Here is an 18,450-nt window from a genome sequence, read left to right as displayed (position 1 = left end):
GTGGCGACTTGCGCGGGCAGGGGCCGCAGGGTGGAGTGGGCGCATGCGGGCCATGACAGTCACACCGGGGAAAGCCGACTCTGCCAAGCTCGGAGAGGTCGGAGACCCGCCCGGCTCCGACGGTTCGGTGCTGGTCGAGGGGCTGCTGACCGGCATCTGCGGGACGGACATCGAGCTGGTCTCGGGAGCGTTCGGTAGCGGGCGGCCCGGCGCGGACCACCTGGTGATCGGCCATGAGTCACTGGGGCGGGTACTGGAGGCTCCGGCGGGTTCCGGCTTCGCCACAGGCGATCTGGTGGCCGGTGTGGTCCGCCGTCCCGACCCAGAGCCCTGTCCGGCGTGTGCACGTGGTGAGTGGGACTTCTGCCGCAACGGCTTGTACACCGAGCGCGGCATCAAGGAGATGGACGGGTACGGCGCCGAACGGTGGCGAGTCGACCCGTTCTTCGCCGTACCGATCCCGGCAGAGCTCGGCCACCTCGGCGTACTCGTGGAGCCGGCCAGTGTGATCACCAAGGCCTGGGAGCAGGTGGATCTGGCCGGCCGGCGGTCGTGGTTCGGGCCGCAGCATGTGCTGGTCACCGGAGCTGGGCCGATCGGACTGCTGTCCGCCCTGATCGCGAGACAGCGTGGGTACGACGTCCACGTCCTGGACCGCGTGCCGGATGGGCCGAAGCCGGAGCTGGTGCGAGCACTCGGTGGCACCTATCTGACCGACCTCGCCGACCTGAGCGTCGTACCGGATGTGGTGATCGAGGCGACCGGGGTCGGACAAGTGGTGTTCGACTGCGCGAAGCTGCTCGCGCCGGCCGGGGTGATGTGCCTGATCGGGATCTCGCCCGGTCCCGCGTCGATCGACGTACAGCTGGATGCCCTGATCCGGCAGTTGGTGGTCCGCAATGCCGCGCTGGTGGGTTCGGTGAACGCGGGCAAGCGGCACTACGCGGATGCCGTCGACGTGCTGCTCACCGCGGACCGGACCTGGCTGGAGCGGCTGATCACCCGGACCGTGCCGCTGTCGGACTGGCCGAGCGCGCTGGTCCGCGAGGCGGATGACATCAAGGTGGTCGTGGACTTGCAGGCGTGACCTGCGAGGATGGGAGGTACGCAGGGCAGGCCCGGCCATCCCGGGGCTGGCCCGTCGAATGAAGGGAGCGCCGACAGGTGTCGGACACGAAGGCGAAGGCTCGGACTGCCGAGCAGATCGAGGCGGACATCGCCGCCACCCGGGCGCGGTTGGCCTCCACCGTGGACGAGTTGGTCGACCGGGCGCACCCGAAGAACATGGCCAAGCGCCAGGTCGAGCAGGCGAAGGCGCAGGTCTTCGACGAGCGTGGCCAGTTGCGGACCCAGAAGATCGTCGCGGTCGGTGGTGCCGCGGTCGGCGTACTCGCCGTCCTGCTGCTGATCCGGCGGCTGGTGGGTCGCCGGTGACTCCTCGCAAGAAGCTCTCCGACGACAAGCTGCCGATCCGGATGCTGCACGACCGCGTCCTGGTCTCCGTCGAGCAGGAGGGCGAGCGCAAGTCGTCGGCCGGCATCCTGATCCCGGCCACCGCGCAGATGGGCCGCCGGCTCGCCTGGGCGAAGGTGGTCGCCATCGGGGCCAACGTTCGCACCGTCGAGGTCGACGACCGGGTCCTGTTCGACCCGGAGGACCGGGCCGAGGTCGAGGTCCGCGGTGACGACTACATCCTGCTTCGCGAGCGCGATCTGCACGCGGTCGCGGCCGGCCGTCTGGAGGACGGCCAGACCGGCCTCTACCTCTAAGAGGGCAGCCGGTAGAGCCGCCGGGCGTTATCGCGACCCCAGAGAGTGGCTACGCGTACGGCGTCCTCGGCGGACCAGTCGTCCTGCTCGACGAAGCCGCCGAGCACTGACGTCACGGCCCGCCGCCACAGGACGGCGCCGAGGTAGTGCAGCTCTGCCGGGCCGAACGCGTCCGAGGAATAGAGCAGCTTGCCGAACGGCGCCAGCTCCAGTCCTTCGGCGATCACAGCGGCCGCTCGCGCTCCGACGTACATGGTCGTCAGGCCTAGATCGAAGTACACGTGGGGGAAGACGTGTGCGAGGTATCCGACCTCGCGGTGGAACGGGTAGCAGTGCAGCAGGGCGACCTGCGTACCGAGTGGCTCCACCTGGCGCAGCCACTCGGTCAGCAGCAGTGGGTCGGCGGTCCGCAGGTTCAGGTCGGTGTCACCGAAGCCGACGTGTAGCTGCAGCGGCAGACCCCGGCGTGCACCGATCCACAGCAGCCAGCGCAGCAGGACCGGATCAGTGACGCGGTCAGCGCCGGCGGAGTACCAGCGGTCGAGTGCGGCCAAGACCTCTCTGGTGCTTGGCTCGGCGGGATCGAAGTCGAACCCGTGCCGATACGCGACGATGCTCTTCAACCCCACAGCACCAGCAGTCCGCTCTTCCAGCCGCTGGAGCAACGCGTGCGGTACGGCGGCCACGGTGGACTCGTGTGCGGCGACGTACTCCAGCTCGGACTCCAGCCGGACGACCTCATGTGCCCGCGAGCCGCTCAACGCCGCCAACTCGTCCACACCGGTCACCGCGTCGGCTTGGTAGCCCGTGTCGACGAGGTAGTCGCTCACACCTGCGGCGTTGAGGAGCAGCGTGTTCGGGTCTTGCTGCGCGCGGGCCGCGAGGTAGTCGTCGGGCGACGCGTGCGGCTGCAGTCCGAGCAGCGGAGCGCAGTACCGGCGGATCGCCAAGCCCAGCTGGGAATCGAACGTCGACAGCCACGGCGGGACCGGCCGGTCCGACTCGGTGATCAGCTGCTCGAAGGCGGTCCGGTCGAGCCGGCCCTTGAACGCGCCGTGGACGTGGTGGTCCACCAGCGACAGGTCGGCGATGTGGTCAGCGAGGGACATTGTGGCTCGCCATCCGGAACCGTGAAGGTACGGCGGCCGCACCGGTGACCAGGCCGCGCACGAACTCACCGACCAGCGGGACGAACTTCAAGCCCTGCCCGCTGAACCCGACAGCGACCGTGATCGGACCGGCCCGGTCGATGACGAATGTGTCCGACGGAGTGTTGTCGTAGAGGCAGCTGATCGTCGTGGACCGCGCTGTGTCGAGTCCCGGGAACCACTGCTCGACGTGCCGGATCAGCTCGGCGTCCCGCGTCGGCTCCGGCTCGAAGTCCCGCGTGTCGGGGTCGACCACTGGACCGGAGCCGTGCAGTCCGACCTTCACTCCGGTTCCGGGCTCGAACAGCCCATAGCTGTTGCCGTTGTGGTTCAGGAAGCTCGTCCAGTCCAAGCCGTCTGCTTTCGGTGCGAAGAACCGCGGCTGCTCCTGCGTGCAGGTGATCGGCGGCAACGGCGCGAGTCCGGTCAGCAACCTCGGAGCCCACGGACCGGCCGTCACCACAACGTGCTGCGCCCGCAGCGCCCCACCTGGTACCTCGAGCTCCACAAAACCGTCGTGCACGCGCAGCGCGTGGACCGGCGACTGCACGCGGAACTCTGCACCGTGCCGACTTGCGACCGTCTGCAGTGCCTTGACGGTGCGGTCGGCGTACAAGCGTCCGGAGCCCGGCTGGTGGAGGACCGGTGTCTCGAACCGGAACCCCGGCCAGCGTTCGGTCGCGGCCTCCGCTGTCAGCACCTCGCCGGTTGCCGCATGCAACGACCGGAACGTGTCGACGGTCGTGTCGTCCACGCCGAAGTCGATCCCACCGGTGACCTCGAACAGCGTCTCGCCGGACTCCGCCTCCAACTCACGCCAGAGCGGCCGCGCCTGCTCCGTCAGTCGCGCGAGGTCGGCGTTGTCGGCAGCGGGCCGGAACAGTCGCGTACCACCGTGCGACCCGCCGCGGTCGTGCCCGAGCGTGAACTGCTCCAGTACGACGACCTCCCGCCCGGCCGCCGCCAACGCCCGAGCCGCTGCCGACCCCATCGCCCCGGCCCCCACCACCGCTACGTCGTACGTCATCCCTCACCCCTCCAACCGGCGTCCGTCGTCCGGTTGGGTCCCATCTTCCTAGAAGCTGTTGGGTCCGAAGCGGAAGGCGGCGAGCAGGACGGCCAGGATCAGGACGACCACGTTGATCGGGAGCACCTTGAACTCCTTGCGGCGGGCGTGGATGACGATCGCGCCGGCCATGATCACGGCCAGCCCGACCGCGGCCAGCGGGACCAGGATCGGCGCGATGTCGAGGGCGCCGGGCAGGATCAGGCCGAGCGCCCCGAGCACCTCGGCGGTGCCGATGAGCTTCAGCGTGCCGGCCGAGAAGTCCTCGACCCACTGCATGTTCGGGCTCGCGAGCAGCTTGCGGCGCGACTGGCCGAGCTTGTTCGCGCCGGCGGCCAGGAAGAAGGCAACCAGGAACAAGGCGGCCAGGACCCCTGTCCCGCCTGTCGCATGTGGTGAAGCGCCTGGAGCAGCGGGGCTTCGTGACGCGCCGCCCGGCCGAGGACGACGGCCGGATCACGGTGGCGACCATCACCGACGCCGGCTACGAGGTCCTGGTCGCGGCCGCTCCCGGTCATGTCGCGACGGTCCGGGAGTATGTCGTCGACACCCTCACGCCGGAGCAGCTCGCCGAGCTCAAGACGATCGCCGACCAGATCCTCGCGAAGATGGACCGCGGCAAGGCCTGCTGAAATCCCCTTGCCGAGGAGCGAACGATCGTGCTTTTATCGTCAGATGGGCAAGGGCGAGGAGACCCGCGCTGCGGTGCTGGACGAGGCTGCGCGTGTGGTCAGTGCAAGCGGCTTGAGCGGTCTGACGATCGGTCTGCTGGCCGATCGGATGCAGCTGTCCAAGAGCGGCCTGTTCGCCCACTTCCGATCCAAGGAGCAGTTGCAGGTCGCGGTCGTCGAACGCGCAGTCGAGCTGTACGCCGAGCGCGTGATCCGGCCGGCGCTCAAGGCTCCGCGCGGTGAGCCGCGACTGCGGGCACTGTTCGACCGCAAGCTCCGCTGGGACGACGGTGATCTCGCCCTGCCGGGTGGTTGCTTCTTCGCCAGCGTCTCGGCCGAGCTCGACGACGCACCGGCCGGCCCGGTCCGCGATCTGGTGGTCAGCGCCGAACGCGACCATGGTGAGCTGCTCGCGAACGTCTTCCGGACCGGCATCACCGAGGGGCATTTCCGCGAGGACGCGGATCCCGAGCAGTACGCGTACGACATCAAGGGCGTGCTGCTCGCGTACCACCACGCCAGCCGGCTCCTGGCCGACCCCAAGGCCGAGGACCGAGCGCGCGCCGCCTTCGAGGCGCTCCTCCGGGCCGCCCGATCCGACGTTGTGGAGTGAGTTCTCGTGGCCAAGAAAAGCACGAACGTTCGGTTGCTGAATCTCGTCTTCGGGCTGTCCGAGCGCCTCGCGCCACCGGTCGGCACAGCCTTGCTCAACCGGATCTGGTTCCGCATCCCCGCCGTTCCGGAGAAGGCGCGGCGGCCGCGGGGCGAGTTGCCCGCGCCGACGCCGTTCGAGGTCGGGACGCTGCGTGGGCAGTCGTACGGCGAAGGGCCGGCGGTCTACCTCGTCCACGGCTGGGGTGGTTGGGGCCTGCAGTTGGCGGCGTACATCCAGCCGTTGGTTGACCAGGGTTTTCGAGTGATCACGTACGACGCTCCGAGCCACGGCGACTCGGGTCCCGGGCCGGAGGGCAGTTCGTCGTCGACCCTCCTCGAGATCGCCGACGCGCTCACCGCGGTCATCGCCGCGCAGGGACCGGCGTACGGGGTGATCGCGCACTCGGCCGGTGCGACGGCCACTGCTCTGGCGCTGCGGGACGGGTTGGAGGTGGAGCGGCTTGTGTTCGTCGCGGCGGCGACCGACTTCGCTGTGACACTTGATCAAATGCAGGCGGTCCTCGGCTTCGGGCGGCGGATCCGGCGTGGGTTCGAGCGCCGGTTCGAGGCGCGCTTCGGGCCGATGAGCTCGTTCCGGATGGTGGCGATCGTCGCCGAGATCGCTGCCGGCCGTGCGCTGCCGCCAATGCTTCTGATCCACGATCGCTCCGACGCGGAGACGCCGTACCAGGGCAGTGCCGACCTGGTCGGGGACTGGCCGGGCGCGCGACTGGAGACCTCCGAGGGACTCGGGCATCGGCGCGTGTTGCGAGACCCGGACCTGGTGAAGCAGGCGGTCGGCTTTCTCGCGGAGCGGGCGCCCGGCGGCGGCGCGGGCGGTGGGCGAGAGATGATGTGGGAGTGATCTTCGAGACCTCCAGCAGGCTGCCAGACTTCCCGTGGGACAAGCTCGCCCCCTACAAGCAGAAGGCGGCCGAGCATCCCGACGGCATCGTCGACCTGTCCATCGGCAGCCCGGTGGACCCGGTGCCGGACCTGGTGAAGAAGGCACTCGCGGACGCGGCCGACGCCCCGTCGTACCCGACCACCATCGGTACGTCGACTGCGCGGCAGGCTGCGGTGGACTGGATGGCCCGGCGTCTCGAGGTCACCGGAGTGGATCCGCAGACCGGCGTACTGCCCGTGATCGGCACCAAGGAGCTGATCATGCTGCTGCCGACGCTGCTCGGCATCGGCGCCGGTGACACCGTCCTCATCCCGGATCTCGCCTACCCGACGTACGAGGCCGGTGCTGCGCTCGCCCGCGCGACCAGCGTGCCGGTCAGCGATCCGACGACGTACGACGGACCGGTCCGGGTCGCGTACTTGAACTCGCCGCGGAACCCGACCGGCGAGATCACCTCCGTCGACGACCTTCGCCGTGCCGTCGAGTGGGCGCGGGCGAACGACGTACTGCTGGTCAGCGACGAGTGCTACCTCGAGTTCGGCTGGGACGAGCGGCCGCTGTCCGTGCTGCACCCGGACGTCTGCGGCGGCAGCTTCGACAATCTGCTCGCGGTGCACTCGCTGTCCAAGCGGTCCAACCTGGCCGGGTATCGCGGTGGCTTCGTGGCCGGCGACGAGACGGTGGTCACCGAACTGCTTGCCGTACGCAAGCACGCTGGGCTGATGGTGCCGTCGCCGATCCAGGCTGCGATGGCGGCTGCGTTTGCCGACGACGTGCACGTGGAGGAGCAGCGGGCTCGGTACCTGCGTCGGCGGTCGGTGCTGCAGGACGCGCTGACCGATGCGGGCTGGGCGATCACGCTGTCCAACGGTGGCCTATACCTGTGGGCCGAGCACCCGTCGTACGACGCTTACGGCTCCGTCGGAACGCTCGCGGACCGCGGCATTCTGGTCGCTCCGGGCGCCTTCTACGGTACGGCGGGGGAGCGGCACGTGCGGGTCGCACTGACCGGCACGGACGAGCGGATCGACGCCGCGGTGAAGAGACTCCAGGAATAACAGAACTTCCACGTCTTGTGCGACGTCCTCTTCAATGGGTAGATGATTCCCTGGGGAGGGGACGTGCACATGAAGATGTGGCGATCTGTCGGGGTGGCGGGGACTGCTGTCGTGCTGGTGCTGGGGTTGCTCCCGGCCGGAGCACAGGCGGCCGACGAGCCGACGCCTGAGGTGACGGGAACAACTCCTGCGGTCACGCCGCCGGTCGAGACGCAGGCTGACACTCCACCGCCGAGTGAGCCGCCGCCTTCGGCTGCGGCGGAGCAACCGACGCCTACACCGACTCCGACGACCGCGGCGGCGCCGGAGTGGTCGATCACGCTGAACCAGCCGGCTGCCTCGTGGGAGGACCGGCCGATCGTGTTCACCGGCAAGATCAGCAAACCGATCACCGGTTCCTACATCACGCTGTGGCAGCGCGTCTCGACCACGTGGGTCCTGCGTGGGGCGACCCGGACCACGACCGGCGGGGTCTACAAGTTCAGCTTCACCTCGCCGTACCCCGGGACCTGGGCGTTCCGCACCATCATCGGAGCGAAGGACACCACGTCGCTGGCGATCTCGGCAGCCCGGACCGTGCCGATCCAGGACCGGAAGATCGTGGTCAACACCCCGGCTCCCTGGTACGCGACGCTGACCGGTGCGTCCGTCAGCGGGCGGACCTGGCCGCCCGAGCCGCGCAAGGAACTCGGGGTGCAGCAGTTGGTCGGCGGCAAGTGGCTCGCACTTGGCATCACCAAGACGGATTCGTGGGGCAAGTACCTCTTCCGCGTGCCCGACAACGTGCCGGCGACCCGGACCGTGCGGGTGCTGAGCCGGTGGGTCAGCCAGCCGGCGATGGAGTACTCCGCCTCGGTCAAGATCGTGGTCAAGGCGCACATGAACCCCAAGATCTACACAGTCACCGCTGCATCGTTGCCGAACACCTATCGGGCCGGCTGTCCGGTCGGGCCGTCGTCGCTGCGGCTGCTCCAGCTGAACTACTGGGGTTTCGACCACACGGTGCACCGCGGTGAGCTGATCGTCCGGGATGCCGCCGTACAGAAGATGATCACGGCGTGGACGGCGACGTTCGCGGCCAAGTTCCCGATCCGGCAGATGCGGCGGGTGGACCGGTTCGGCGGCAGCGACATCAAGTCGATGGCGGCCGACAACACGTCGGCGTTCAACTGCCGTCGGGTCACCGGGAACCCGTATGCGTTGTCGCCGCACTCGTACGGCTGGGCGATCGACATCAATACCGTCGAGAACCCCTACCTGGCGGCGAACAACGTCTGGTACCCGTCCAACGGGAGCGCGTACCGGAACCGGTCGGTGTCGCGGCCGGGCATGCTCTTCGCCACCAGCACACCGACCAAGTCGCTGATCGGGCAGGGCTACTTCTGGGGCGCCCGCTGGAGCAAACCCGACTACCAACACTTCGAACCAAAGTGAAACCACTCCCTCGTGCCGCGGCGCTAGCTGGCGCTGTGGTGCTCGGTCGTGCGGTGGTGTGCGGTGGTGCGGTGGTGCTTGCTGTGGTGCTGGTGGGGTGCAGTGCCGACCCGCCGCCGCAGGCTGCTGGGACGCCGCCTGCCAGCACGCCCACGCCGGCACCTACGCCTCCGCCGACGGGTGGTGGCACGGTGCCGGTGCCTACGAACACACTGAGCACGGTGAAGCCGACAGATGCCGCTGTACCGCCGGAGCTACCGGAGGAGGCGACCGCACCACCACCCGCCTCGGCCGGTCCGCTCAGTGCCCGCAACCTCCCGGCACCTGCCAAGCTCGGTGCCGGGTGGAAGACGTACGTCGACCCTGGTGGTTCCGAGGCGGGGTTCCTCGGCAACAAGACCTGGACCCGCCAGCGCGAGCCACACCAGGCCGCGTTCGAAGCGCTCCCGGTCGGCTGTGCGGGTCAGCTGCCGTCCGGCTCGCTCCCGGTGCCGCAGTACGCCCTGCAAGCGACGTACCGCACCGCCGCAGGCCTGCCCGCAACCGCTCTGCTCCTACGCTTCACCGGCGCCGAGGAGGCTGCCACGTACTACAACGGCTACCACTCCCGCATGACCGCCTGCGGCAACGGCGGCGACCTCTCCGTCACCCAGCTCTGGACCGAGGACGCCGCGACAGCAGCCACCCGCCAGTACGCCGGCGCCGAGTCCTACACAGACATCTCAGTAGTCCAAGGCCGCACAGTCGCCCTCCTAGCCGCCACCGCCACCACCCCGCCCCCCACCCAATCCACCTGGTCCCACACAGTCACCCCCACCCTCCAATCCACAATCGACACCCCCTGACCCACCCCGCTTGGAACCCAGCACGCGCCACTCAACTGGAACAGAAGTTGTATTACCTTTCAGTATTTGTTGTCTTACACTCGCGGTATGGGTGACTTCGACCGGTATGCCCGCCTGACCGCGGGTCTCGACGCGCCGTTCGCGGTGGTCGACCTCGCCGCGTTCCGCCGGAACGCGGACGACCTGGTCCGCCGCGCCGCGGGCACGCCGATCCGGATCGCGTCCAAGTCGGTCCGCTGTCGCGCGCTGATCTCCGCGGCGCTCGAGCGACCCGGCTTCCACGGCGTGATGAGCTATGCCCTCCCGGAAGCCCTCTGGCTGGCGCACAACGGCATCGACGACATCCTGATCGGCTACCCGACCGTGCACCGCACGGCTCTGCACACGCTCTCCGAAGACCCCGAGGCCGCCGCCCGGATCACACTGATGGTCGACTCACCCGAGCACCTCGCGTTCATCAAGACCGTTGCGACTGGCAACGCCCGCATCCAGGTCTGCCTGGACGTCGACGCCTCCCTGCGCATCTTCGGCCAGCACCTCGGCGTACGTCGTTCGCCCCTTCGCACCCCCGCAGACGTCGCCGCCCTCGCCCGCACGGTCGCCGCGGATGACGCCTTCGAACTCACCGGCGTGATGTTCTACGAGGCGCAGATCGCCGGCCTCCCCGACACCTCACCAGCCGTCCGCTGGGTCAAGCGCCGCTCGGCCGCCGAGCTCGCAGACCGCCGCGGCGCTGTAGTCGACGCCGTCAAGCAGATCGCTCCGCTGCGCCTGGTCAACAGCGGCGGCACCGGCAGCGTCGAGATCAGCAGCGCCGACCCCGTCGTCACCGAGGTCACCGCAGGCTCAGGCCTCTACGGCCCGACGCTCTTCGACAAGTACGACGTCTTCAAGCCCGAGCACGCGGTCGCCTACGCCCTGGACGTCGTACGGCGTCCTGCCCCGCGATTCGCCACGCTCTTCGGCGGCGGATATGTCGCGTCCGGACCGGCCAAGAAGTCGCGGCTGCCATCGCCGACCTGGCCGGCTGGGCTGAAGCTGCTGGGCACAGAAGGTGCCGGAGAAGTGCAGACTCCGGTCCTTGGCAGGGCCGCCGAAGGGTTGCATCTTGGAGACCGGGTCTGGATGCGCTATGCGAAGGCGGGCGAAATGCTGGAGCGGTTCGAGGTCGTGCACGCGATCGACGGTGACGCATTGAGCGAGCTCGTCACGTACCGGGGCGAGGGGAAGAACTTCGGATGAGCACCTGGCGGAACTGGGCCGGCACCGAGTCGGCCACCGGTGTGGAGATCCTCCGGCCGTCCTCGACCGACGAGCTCGCCGCGATGGTGAAGTCCGCCTCCGAGCAGGGCAAGAAGCTCAAAGCAGTCGGCGCGGGGCACTCGTTCACAGGCTGCTCCGTGCCCGAGCAGGTGATGATCCGGATGGACAGACTGTCCTCGATCGTCAACGCAGACAAGGAATCCGGACGCGTCACCGTCGGCGCCGGCACCGGCCTGCGCAAGCTGAACGCCGGCCTCGCCGCCTTCGACCTCGCGATGGCGAACCTCGGGGACATCGACAAGCAGACCATCTCCGGCGCCATCTCCACCGGCACCCACGGCACCGGCGCGCGTCTCGGCGGCCTCGCCACCCAGGTCGTCGCGCTCGACCTCGTCACCGCGGACGGGTCCGTGCTGCACTGTTCGGCCGAGGAGAACCCGGACGTCTTCGCCGCGGCCCGCGTCTCGGTCGGCGCGCTCGGCGTCATCAGCTCACTCACGCTGCAGACCGTCCCGGCGTTCCTGTTGCGTGCCCAGGAGATGCCGCTGCCGCTCACGGAGGTTCTCGACGGCTTCGATGAGCTTGCCGATGGCAACGATCACTTCGAGTTCTACTGGTTCCCGCACACCGACGTCGCGTTGACCAAGCGGAACAACCGGGTCGCCGCCGGCGTCGGCCCATCCCCGGTCGGCCGGGTCCGCGGCTGGATCGACGACGAACTCCTGTCCAACAAGGTTTTCGAATTCACCAACCGCGTCGCGGTCAAGCAGCCCGGCCTGGTTCCCCGCATCAACCGGATCGCGTCCCGCGCGTTGTCGGCCCGTGAGTACGTCGACGCGTCGTACAAGGTGTTCTGTTCCGAGCGCAACGTGGTCTTCCGCGAGTCGGAGTACGCCGTACCTCGGGAGAATGTGGTCGAGGTGATCCGCCGGCTGCGCGAGTGGATCGATGCTTCGGGCGCCCGGATCCCGTTCCCGATCGAGGTCCGCGTCGCCGCCGCGGACGAAATCTGGCTGTCCACCGCGCAGGGCCGCGACACGGCGTACGTCGCGATCCACCAGTACCACCGACTCGCGCACACTGCCTACTTCGACGCGTTCGAACGCATCGTCGCCGACTACAACGCCCGCCCGCACTGGGGCAAACTGCACACCCTCACCGCTGCGGACCTCCGCATCCGCTACCCGCACTTCGAGGACTACCTCGCCGTCCGCGCTCGTCTGGACCCGAGCCACACCTTCACCAATCCCTACACCCGCCAGGTCTTCGGCTGACCGGCTCGCGCGCGAGGTGGTGTTCGAGGTGACGCGGCGCGGGTAGCCTGCGGGCATGACTGACGTGGAGGGGCTGCAGCCTGTCGACGAGGACTGGCACAAGGCGTTGGCGGTGATCGCTCACCCGGACGACATGGAGTTCGGGTCGGCGGCTGCCGTGGCGCGATGGACGGCGCAGGGGAAGGAGGTCGTGTACTGCCTCCTGACGTCCGGCGAGGCCGGCATCGACGGAATCCCGCCGGAGAAGTCGGGACCCTTGCGCGAGGCCGAACAACTCGAGTCGTCGCGGATCGTCGGCGTCTCGCAAGTCGAGTTCCTCGGCCAGCCGGACGGGACCATCGAGTACGGCGTCCCGCTCCGGCGCGTGATCGCCGAGGTGATCCGGCGGCACCAGCCGGAGATCGTGATCACGAACAACTTCCGCGACACGTGGGGCGGCGAAAACCTCAACCAGGCCGACCACATCAACACCGGTCGCGCCACGATCGATGCGGTCCGCGACGCCGCCAACCGGTGGATCTTCCCCGATGTGGGTGAGCGCTGGGGCGGCGTACGGCAGGTCTGGGCAGCGGGCTCACCGAACGCGAAGCACGCCGTCGACACCACCGACACGTTCGACATCGGCGTCCAGTCCCTGAACGCCCACAAGGCCTACATCGACGGCCTGAACTGGCCCCACTTCGACCCCACCGAATTCCTGGAAGGCGTCTCCCGCCCCGCCGGCACCCTCCTAGGCACCCGCTACGCCACCCGCTTCGAAGTAATCACCCCCTAACGCGTTCAAGGGGTCGGCCAGAACCTGACCGACCCCTCGAATCCCACCCCGCCGCGACCGCCTAGCCACCCGCTACGCCCCCCGCTTCGCGATCACCCCGTGACACGTTCGAGGGTCGGCCGCCGTGGTCGTCGCCGGGTTCAGGCAGTCCGGCGTTCCCGCGGTCGCCGTGGTTGTCGGTGGGTTGAGTGGTTTGGGGCTTGTGGGAGCGGGCGTTGTTGTCGGGGGTGTGGGTGGCTGACCAGGCTGCTGTGCCGCCCGCGACGAGGGCGGTTGCGGTGGCGAGGGTGATGAGCGCGGTGCTGGCGCGGGCGAGGTGTCGGCGCCGGGACGGGAGGTGGTCTTGGTTCGGGGCTTCGTTGTGCTTGTGAGGGTTCATGGTTCGATGCTCGCCCGGCGTCGCGGGCAGCGGGTGTCGGACCATCGTCGTACGACGAACGATCAGAAAGGCCGGGATTTCAAGGCCCCGGGCGGTCAGTTCTTGGGCAGGTCCAAGTGGATGGACAGGTGGGGCGGTGTGGGCTTGGGGTTGCGGGGTTCGCGGTCGCCGGAGGGGTCTGGGCCGGGCGGGTTGCCGGGGCCGGACCAGGAGCGTACGAGGGTGCGGCCCTTGCGGGAGAGACGGTGGAGGTCGATCTGCTCGACCTGATTCGCCGGGATGCCTAGCTGAGCCAGGCTGCGATTGGCCATCGCGCAGGCAGAGTCGTGCTTGCGCGGCGAGAGCTTGTGCTGGAGGACGATCGCGATCGCCCCGTCGGGCAGGTCCTCGACCCGGCACAAGCGCATGCCGGCGTCCAGGGCGTACGACCCGAGCGCTCGGTCGATGTAGTCGGCGTTGGACAGTCGATTGGTCTTTGCGCGAGCAACCACTTCATACCTGGCCATGTACCGATCATGCGTCGGCGCGCACCCGTTTTCCAGGTATGCCGGCCGCCGGCAAGGGCACGTGGTCGTTGGAGGCCGGGTGGTCAGGGCTGGGCGGCGACCCGGTTGTCCTCGGTGGTCAGAGCTGAACGACCCGGTGGCCTTGGTGGTCAGAGTTGGACGACGCGGTTGGCCTCGGTCAGGACGGCGGGGGATGCCAGGGACTGCCAGCGCGGGAGCTGCTCCTGCAGGAACTGGTGGAGTTTCGGCGCCAGGTCTGGAGCGTGGTCAAGGACGTCCAGTTCGTTGACGATCGTCAGGTCGACGAAGTCGCGGAGATCCGCGGTGGACAGCTCCTCCGACGTACCGGTGAAGCGGTCGGTCACGGTGCGATGTTCGGCCAGGTCACGCCAGGTGGTTTCGCGATCGCAGGCTCCGTAGCGGTACACGATCTGCTCGGCTTCGGTGCCGATGACGGCCTCCAGAACCGGGCGTTCGTTCTGCCAGTCGAACAGGTGGGTGGGGAAACCGTCGGTCCCGTAGGCGGCGTGGGCGAGGCCGGCCAGGACGAGCGTGTCGGAGGCGCCGAGGGTGGTGAGGCGCTTGGCTACGCGGTGGAGGTGAACGTACAGGCTTCCACCCGCGTGCTCGAGTTCGTCCGCGCCGCGGACCAGCAGCAGCGATCCCATGTCCTGAAAGGCGCTCATCTGACCCCTTCACTTCGGGAGCGGCCAGGGCCCAGGAGGATCGGCCCAGGGAATTACGGTAAGGCCTCGATCACGACCGCGCCCAGAGGTGCGGCGCGCCGGGTTCGTCACATTTTGTTGCCGGGACTGCGAGCTGGTGCCGCTGCCGCGGCCGCGGCGGTGTCTGCGAGTAGCTGCCGTTTGGTACTTCCCACCCTTGTGCGGGTGGTGCCCACAGGATCCGTCGGTGGACGGGTGGGAAGCACCAAACGTCAGCAGTTGTCCCTGAAGCAATTGCCGTGCAAGCCGCAGTCGAACAGCCCGTTGTCGTTGAAGCCGTCGTACGGCCACTTGTCGTTGAAGCTTCAGCAGTTGCCGCTGAAGCAACTGCCGCTCAAGCCGCTGTCGTAACAACCGCTTGTCGTTCAAGCCGCCTGTGGTTCAAGCAGTTGTTCTTGGCTGAGGTCCGGGGTGGTTGCCGACGGCGTCAGCCGGTGGGGTCAGTCTGCGAGGTCGGCGAGGGCTTTGCGGGCGGCTTCGAGTTCGGCCTCGAGGGCGGCTACCTTGGCGGCCTGCTGTTCGCGGGCGGCTTCGATGACCTCGTCGATCGGGGTCGAGAGGTCCTCGTGGAGTTCCTTGGCGGCGCGGGAGACGGCGGCGGCCGCGACGGCGAGGTTGCGGGCCAGGTACGTGCTGCCCTGCTTGAGCTCGGCGTGCCACTCGCCGTCCGCCGTACCGGTGACGGTCAGCGTCAGCTCGAGGGTCTTGGTCTTCTTGCTCGCGGCCTTCTTCGCCGGAGCCTTCTTCGGCTTGTCCGCCTCAGGCGCGTCGGGCGTCGAGGTGGTGGCGGCCGAGGCGGCGGCGTTCGGGGTGGCGTCCGTCGGGGTGAGGGTGTCGGGAGTGTCGGCGACGTCCGACGGCGCTTCTACTGCCAGAGTGTCTACAGTCATCGTTGCGGCGATCTCCTTGTGAACATCGCCCGCCGTGAGCGGGCTGGCGCTGAGCGTCTATTAGAACATATGTTCGAGACGCAAGCCAATCCGCGAAGAAAGATTGTGATGTCGCAGGACATCGGAGACGGTTCAGCCGGTCTTGGGCGCTGTCCGGGAGGTCGGCCGTTGCCGAGGTAAGTCACGCCGGGCGCCGGTTGGGTGTCCTCGATGAACTTGGTCAGGCTCACGCGGCTGACCGAGCTGGTGGAACGTCTATCGGGGCTGGGAGATACGGGAGTTGGCGCGTCGATCGCCAGCTCAGAGACCTCATCGAGGAGCCGCGAGGACCTCGCCGATGACGTGCCGCGCATAGTTCCCCATCGCCGGGTTGGTGTCCTTTTGGTACGCCCACACGATCAGGGCCTGGGACAGCACGCGCCCGCGTCCGCGGAGCCACGTCGCGTCGTCCACGTCCAGCGCCGCACGGAACTCGTCGCGGACGTTCACTGGCAGTAGATGCCACACGGGGAACAGGTCGCACGCCGGATCGCCGACACCGCATGTCTCGAAGTCGAGCACCGCGGTCAGTCGGCCCTCCGCCGACACGAGCAGGTTGCTCGGCGTCAGGTCCGAGTGCACCCACACCTCGCACCCGTCGGATGGCGCCGCGAGCGACTCCTCCCACGACGCCAGCGCTGCGCGAGTGTCGATCAGGCCGTCAAGCTCGCCGATCGCCTTCCGCGTCGAGGAGTCGATCTCGACCATCGGAGCGCGCGTGCGGCGCTCGCCCGGATACGCCGGCGGCCGGTCTGGCAGGTCGATCCGCCGGAACGCGTCGACGAACGCCGCGAGGTCCGTCGCCAGCCCGCGTGGGTCGGCGAGCACGTCGTGGGAGGGGTGTCTACCGGTGAACCAGCGGTGGACGGACCACTCGCCCGGGAACGCGTCGGTGGGTGAGCCGATCGCCTCGACAGAGGGGATGGCCACAGGCAGGAACGGCGCAAGTGCCGCGAGTTTCGCCTGCTCCCGTTGCACCATGTCGGTGATCGAGGGCCGGAGCGGCAGCCGTACGGACAGGTCGGAACCGAGGCGGTAGATCGCGTTCACCAATCCGCCGGACTCGACCGGCTCCAGCGGCAACGCGGCCCACTGCGGGAACTGAACGGCCACCAGCTCGCGGACGAGCGGTGTGTCGATGTCGGCCTGATCGGCGTGGACCTTGCGGGGACTCACGAGCCTCATCGGAACGGCCGGGCCGTCCGCTGTCAACCCGGTTTCGGATCGAGCGGGTCAACAGGAGCCGGGCCGGGCGGGCTACGGAAGTGTCACCACCAACATCGCCCGAACCGTCACCGATGTCTTGCGACAGAACCGTCACCGATGTCTTGCGACGTGACACGCGAAGCAAAAGTGTCAGGTCGCAGGGTGACCTTGTTGACCGGTGTGTGATCAGCTGCCATGGTCAGCGGATCTCGCTCCAGTGGGGGCCGGTCCAGGGTGGCAGGTCGAGCGAGCGGGATGCCCAGTTGAGGCAGCTCACGGCGATGCGTTGAAAGACCATGCGGAGCCACTGCGGAGCCTGCGTCTCGTGAGCGGCGCGGCGAGCGCATTGACCGGCGATGTGGGCCGCCCAAGGCCCTCCGTCAGGTGGTACGTCGAACGGATCCGGGCCGCCTTCGAGGGGCAACGTAGAGAGTGCCGAAGCGAGGTCCTGCTGCGGATTCCCACGAATGGCCTGGGCCCAGTCCACCAGCACCACGCGTCGACCGACGAAACACAGATTGTCGCTCCGGACGTCGTTGTGCACCAGCGCATCACCCCCGACTGGGACGTTGCCCTCCGCTTCCACCAGTCCATCCAGCGCGGCGCTGAACCAGGCCTCGCTGCACCAGCTCCCGAGCGACAAGGTCGCTCTCGACACTGGAGACGATCTCATGCTCTGTACGGAGCCCTTCCGCTCCCTGGTCATCGACCGCGGCCTTCACGAAGGCGCTCGAGCCGTCCGCAAAGCCAACGACGAAGGACGCGGCCGAGCGTCCGGTGTGCGGCCGATGCCAGTCAATCGGCTCTTTGCCTAGTGCCGACGCAATCAGCGTGTGCAGCTCCTGCGTCGGATGCCCGTCCTTTGTCAGAGCCATACTGTGCTTCTCCAAGCCGGCTGGATCTTGACTGCTCCGAGTGCCGGCGCCGGTCGCATTCAACGAACGGGATCGCCGGGTCGCGGCGATGCCGGTGTCAGCCAACCGACCCGGCTTGCGGCTTTCGTTCAGCCGACGAAGGCGACTGTGTTGCCGTCCAGGTCGCGCACGATGAAGTCCGTGCCGCCCCAGGCTTGTTTGGTGAGCTTCTGGGCCGGCTCCACGCCCGCCGCGAGATACTCCGCGTACAAATCCTTGACGTTTCGAGCTTCGATGTAGGCCATGATGAGCCCTTCATCGCGCGCGGTGTCTGGAATGAGCACCGGCGCATGCACGAACCGCAAGTGCAAGGTAGCGTCGTCGCGCGACACCGAGCCATAGAACGGCGGATGCCCGTGCAGAAAGTCGACACGGAACCCGAGGCGATCGCGATAGAACTCGGCGGCCGCCCGTACGTCGCGAACGAACAGGACCGGCCGCGCGGCGTCGAGCAGGACGGCCTTCGGAGCCTCGGGTGGTCGTGGCCAGGCATCCTCGACGGCCGCCCTCAGCGCGGCCCAACTGTCGTAGCCCGCCTCGAGCGCAATGATCTCCTGCGCCTCCGCAAGCTTGAAGTTCAGCGCGAACGATTCGTGATCCGTCACATCGCGGTATCGCGGCAGCTGGCGGATGCGGCCACCGACCGAGTAGTCGCGGTCGCGGTGCCAGCGGACGAGCTGCTTGGCTTGCTTCTTGTACGTTTCGAGCGTTGGCATGGCGTCCCTCCCAGGGGTGAGCTGGAGTAGGTGGGCCTTGCCCTTTCGGCGTCTTGCGCCGTTGCGCCCCAGACTAGAGATCAATCTCGCGCTTCGCATGAATCTAGCCCGGCACGACCTACTTCGGCAACGGCAGACCCCGCGGACCGCGCCAGAACCCGCCCCCTCGCTTCTCTCGGGGGCGGGGTGGAATGCGCGGCGATCAGGCGCC

At 68.4% G+C, this 18,450-nt stretch carries 22 protein-coding genes; 13 read left to right on the top strand and 9 right to left on the bottom strand.

All coding sequences use genetic code 11. From position 1 onward, the window contains the following. Positions 1-43: 43 nt before the first annotated feature. The 3 genes from E0H75_RS32215 to E0H75_RS32205 all read left to right on the top strand — a co-directional run bounded on the left by E0H75_RS32215 (position 44) and on the right by E0H75_RS32205 (position 1,769). The gene (locus E0H75_RS32215; RefSeq protein WP_131517472.1) at positions 44-1,087 is read left to right on the top strand and encodes a glucose 1-dehydrogenase; all 1,044 of its coding nucleotides are present in this window, start codon (positions 44-46) and stop codon (positions 1,085-1,087) included. A gap of 77 nt (positions 1,088-1,164) precedes the next feature. After that, complete coding sequence (locus E0H75_RS32210; RefSeq protein ID WP_131517471.1) at positions 1,165-1,434, top strand: DUF3618 domain-containing protein; 270 nt, start codon at positions 1,165-1,167, stop codon at positions 1,432-1,434. Beyond that, the gene (locus E0H75_RS32205) at positions 1,431-1,769 is read left to right on the top strand and encodes a GroES family chaperonin (protein ID WP_272948946.1); all 339 of its coding nucleotides are present in this window, start codon (positions 1,431-1,433) and stop codon (positions 1,767-1,769) included. The genes E0H75_RS32210 and E0H75_RS32205 overlap by 4 nt, the downstream gene beginning before the upstream one ends. On the opposite strand, the gene E0H75_RS32200 is transcribed toward E0H75_RS32205, so the two are convergent. From E0H75_RS32200 to E0H75_RS32190, 3 genes are read right to left on the bottom strand one after another with little or no spacing between them, the layout of a single operon-like run. Then, positions 1,766-2,878 (bottom strand): amidohydrolase family protein, encoded by a 1,113-nt coding sequence (locus E0H75_RS32200; protein WP_131517470.1) that lies wholly within the window; start codon positions 2,876-2,878, stop codon positions 1,766-1,768. The two genes, E0H75_RS32205 and E0H75_RS32200, sit on opposite strands and share 4 nt — an antisense overlap. Continuing rightward, positions 2,865-3,944 (bottom strand): FAD-dependent oxidoreductase, encoded by a 1,080-nt coding sequence (locus E0H75_RS32195; protein ID WP_131517469.1) that lies wholly within the window; start codon positions 3,942-3,944, stop codon positions 2,865-2,867. Before E0H75_RS32195 ends, E0H75_RS32200 begins: the two co-directional genes overlap by 14 nt. Positions 3,945-3,992: 48 nt before the next feature. Continuing rightward, positions 3,993-4,343 (bottom strand): DoxX family protein, encoded by a 351-nt coding sequence (locus E0H75_RS32190; RefSeq protein ID WP_238163381.1) that lies wholly within the window; start codon positions 4,341-4,343, stop codon positions 3,993-3,995. Between the two features lie 32 nt (positions 4,344-4,375). Here E0H75_RS32190 and E0H75_RS32185 point away from each other — a divergent pair, with 32 nt between their 5' ends. From E0H75_RS32185 to E0H75_RS32145, 9 genes are all read left to right on the top strand, one after another. Then, the gene (locus tag E0H75_RS32185; protein WP_202873281.1) at positions 4,376-4,615 is read left to right on the top strand and encodes a MarR family winged helix-turn-helix transcriptional regulator; all 240 of its coding nucleotides are present in this window, start codon (positions 4,376-4,378) and stop codon (positions 4,613-4,615) included. A 43-nt stretch (positions 4,616-4,658) separates the two neighbouring features. Beyond that, positions 4,659-5,267, top strand: coding sequence for a TetR/AcrR family transcriptional regulator (locus E0H75_RS32180; RefSeq protein WP_131517466.1), 609 nt, complete (start codon positions 4,659-4,661; stop codon positions 5,265-5,267). 6 nt (positions 5,268-5,273) lie between these two features. Next, on the top strand, positions 5,274-6,173 hold the full coding sequence (locus E0H75_RS32175) for an alpha/beta fold hydrolase (protein ID WP_131517465.1): 900 nt from the start codon (positions 5,274-5,276) through the stop codon (positions 6,171-6,173). Then, positions 6,173-7,273, top strand: a complete 1,101-nt coding sequence (dapC, locus tag E0H75_RS32170; protein WP_202873296.1) for a succinyldiaminopimelate transaminase — start codon at positions 6,173-6,175, stop codon at positions 7,271-7,273. The genes E0H75_RS32175 and dapC overlap by 1 nt, the downstream gene beginning before the upstream one ends. Before the next feature lie 69 nt (positions 7,274-7,342). Next, positions 7,343-8,707: a M15 family metallopeptidase gene (locus E0H75_RS32165; RefSeq protein WP_238163380.1), complete on the top strand. Its 1,365-nt coding sequence runs from the start codon at positions 7,343-7,345 to the stop codon at positions 8,705-8,707. A gap of 221 nt (positions 8,708-8,928) precedes the next feature. Continuing rightward, positions 8,929-9,552 carry a hypothetical protein gene (locus tag E0H75_RS32160; protein WP_131517463.1) on the top strand — a complete coding sequence of 208 codons (624 nt, stop codon included), beginning with the start codon at positions 8,929-8,931 and terminating at the stop codon, positions 9,550-9,552. Positions 9,553-9,639: 87 nt separating this feature from the next. Beyond that, positions 9,640-10,794, top strand: a complete 1,155-nt coding sequence (locus E0H75_RS32155; protein ID WP_131517462.1) for an amino acid deaminase/aldolase — start codon at positions 9,640-9,642, stop codon at positions 10,792-10,794. Beyond that, positions 10,791-12,089: a D-arabinono-1,4-lactone oxidase gene (locus E0H75_RS32150; protein ID WP_131517461.1), complete on the top strand. Its 1,299-nt coding sequence runs from the start codon at positions 10,791-10,793 to the stop codon at positions 12,087-12,089. Before E0H75_RS32155 ends, E0H75_RS32150 begins: the two co-directional genes overlap by 4 nt. A gap of 55 nt (positions 12,090-12,144) precedes the next feature. Then, positions 12,145-12,864 (top strand): PIG-L deacetylase family protein, encoded by a 720-nt coding sequence (locus E0H75_RS32145; RefSeq protein ID WP_131517460.1) that lies wholly within the window; start codon positions 12,145-12,147, stop codon positions 12,862-12,864. 474 nt (positions 12,865-13,338) lie between these two features. Here E0H75_RS32145 and E0H75_RS32140 read toward each other — a convergent pair whose 3' ends face one another. Both E0H75_RS32140 and E0H75_RS32135 read right to left on the bottom strand, forming a co-directional pair. Further along, on the bottom strand, positions 13,339-13,749 hold the full coding sequence (locus E0H75_RS32140) for a hypothetical protein (protein ID WP_131517459.1): 411 nt from the start codon (positions 13,747-13,749) through the stop codon (positions 13,339-13,341). 149 nt (positions 13,750-13,898) lie between these two features. Continuing rightward, a complete protein-coding gene (locus E0H75_RS32135) occupies positions 13,899-14,435 on the bottom strand; it encodes a DUF6817 domain-containing protein (RefSeq protein ID WP_131517458.1) in 537 nt (178 codons plus the stop codon). Between the two features lie 234 nt (positions 14,436-14,669). Here E0H75_RS32135 and E0H75_RS43270 point away from each other — a divergent pair, with 234 nt between their 5' ends. After that, complete coding sequence (locus tag E0H75_RS43270) at positions 14,670-14,825, top strand: hypothetical protein (protein WP_165554175.1); 156 nt, start codon at positions 14,670-14,672, stop codon at positions 14,823-14,825. Between the two features lie 89 nt (positions 14,826-14,914). Here the strand turns inward: E0H75_RS43270 and E0H75_RS32130 are convergent, their stop codons facing one another. The 4 genes from E0H75_RS32130 to E0H75_RS32115 form a co-directional block, all read right to left on the bottom strand. Continuing rightward, positions 14,915-15,364: a DUF6319 family protein gene (locus E0H75_RS32130; RefSeq protein ID WP_131517457.1), complete on the bottom strand. Its 450-nt coding sequence runs from the start codon at positions 15,362-15,364 to the stop codon at positions 14,915-14,917. Between the two features lie 309 nt (positions 15,365-15,673). Beyond that, on the bottom strand, positions 15,674-16,588 hold the full coding sequence (locus tag E0H75_RS32125) for an aminoglycoside phosphotransferase family protein (protein WP_131517456.1): 915 nt from the start codon (positions 16,586-16,588) through the stop codon (positions 15,674-15,676). A 220-nt stretch (positions 16,589-16,808) separates the two neighbouring features. After that, positions 16,809-17,282 (bottom strand): phosphotransferase, encoded by a 474-nt coding sequence (locus E0H75_RS32120; RefSeq protein WP_202873279.1) that lies wholly within the window; start codon positions 17,280-17,282, stop codon positions 16,809-16,811. Between the two features lie 330 nt (positions 17,283-17,612). Continuing rightward, positions 17,613-18,239, bottom strand: coding sequence for a glyoxalase superfamily protein (locus E0H75_RS32115; protein ID WP_131517454.1), 627 nt, complete (start codon positions 18,237-18,239; stop codon positions 17,613-17,615). Positions 18,240-18,450 lie beyond the last annotated feature (211 nt).

Source organism: Kribbella capetownensis (assembly GCF_004331485.1).
GTDB classification, from domain to species: domain Bacteria; phylum Actinomycetota; class Actinomycetes; order Propionibacteriales; family Kribbellaceae; genus Kribbella; species Kribbella capetownensis.
This window is presented reverse-complemented; position numbering and strand designations above follow the sequence as displayed.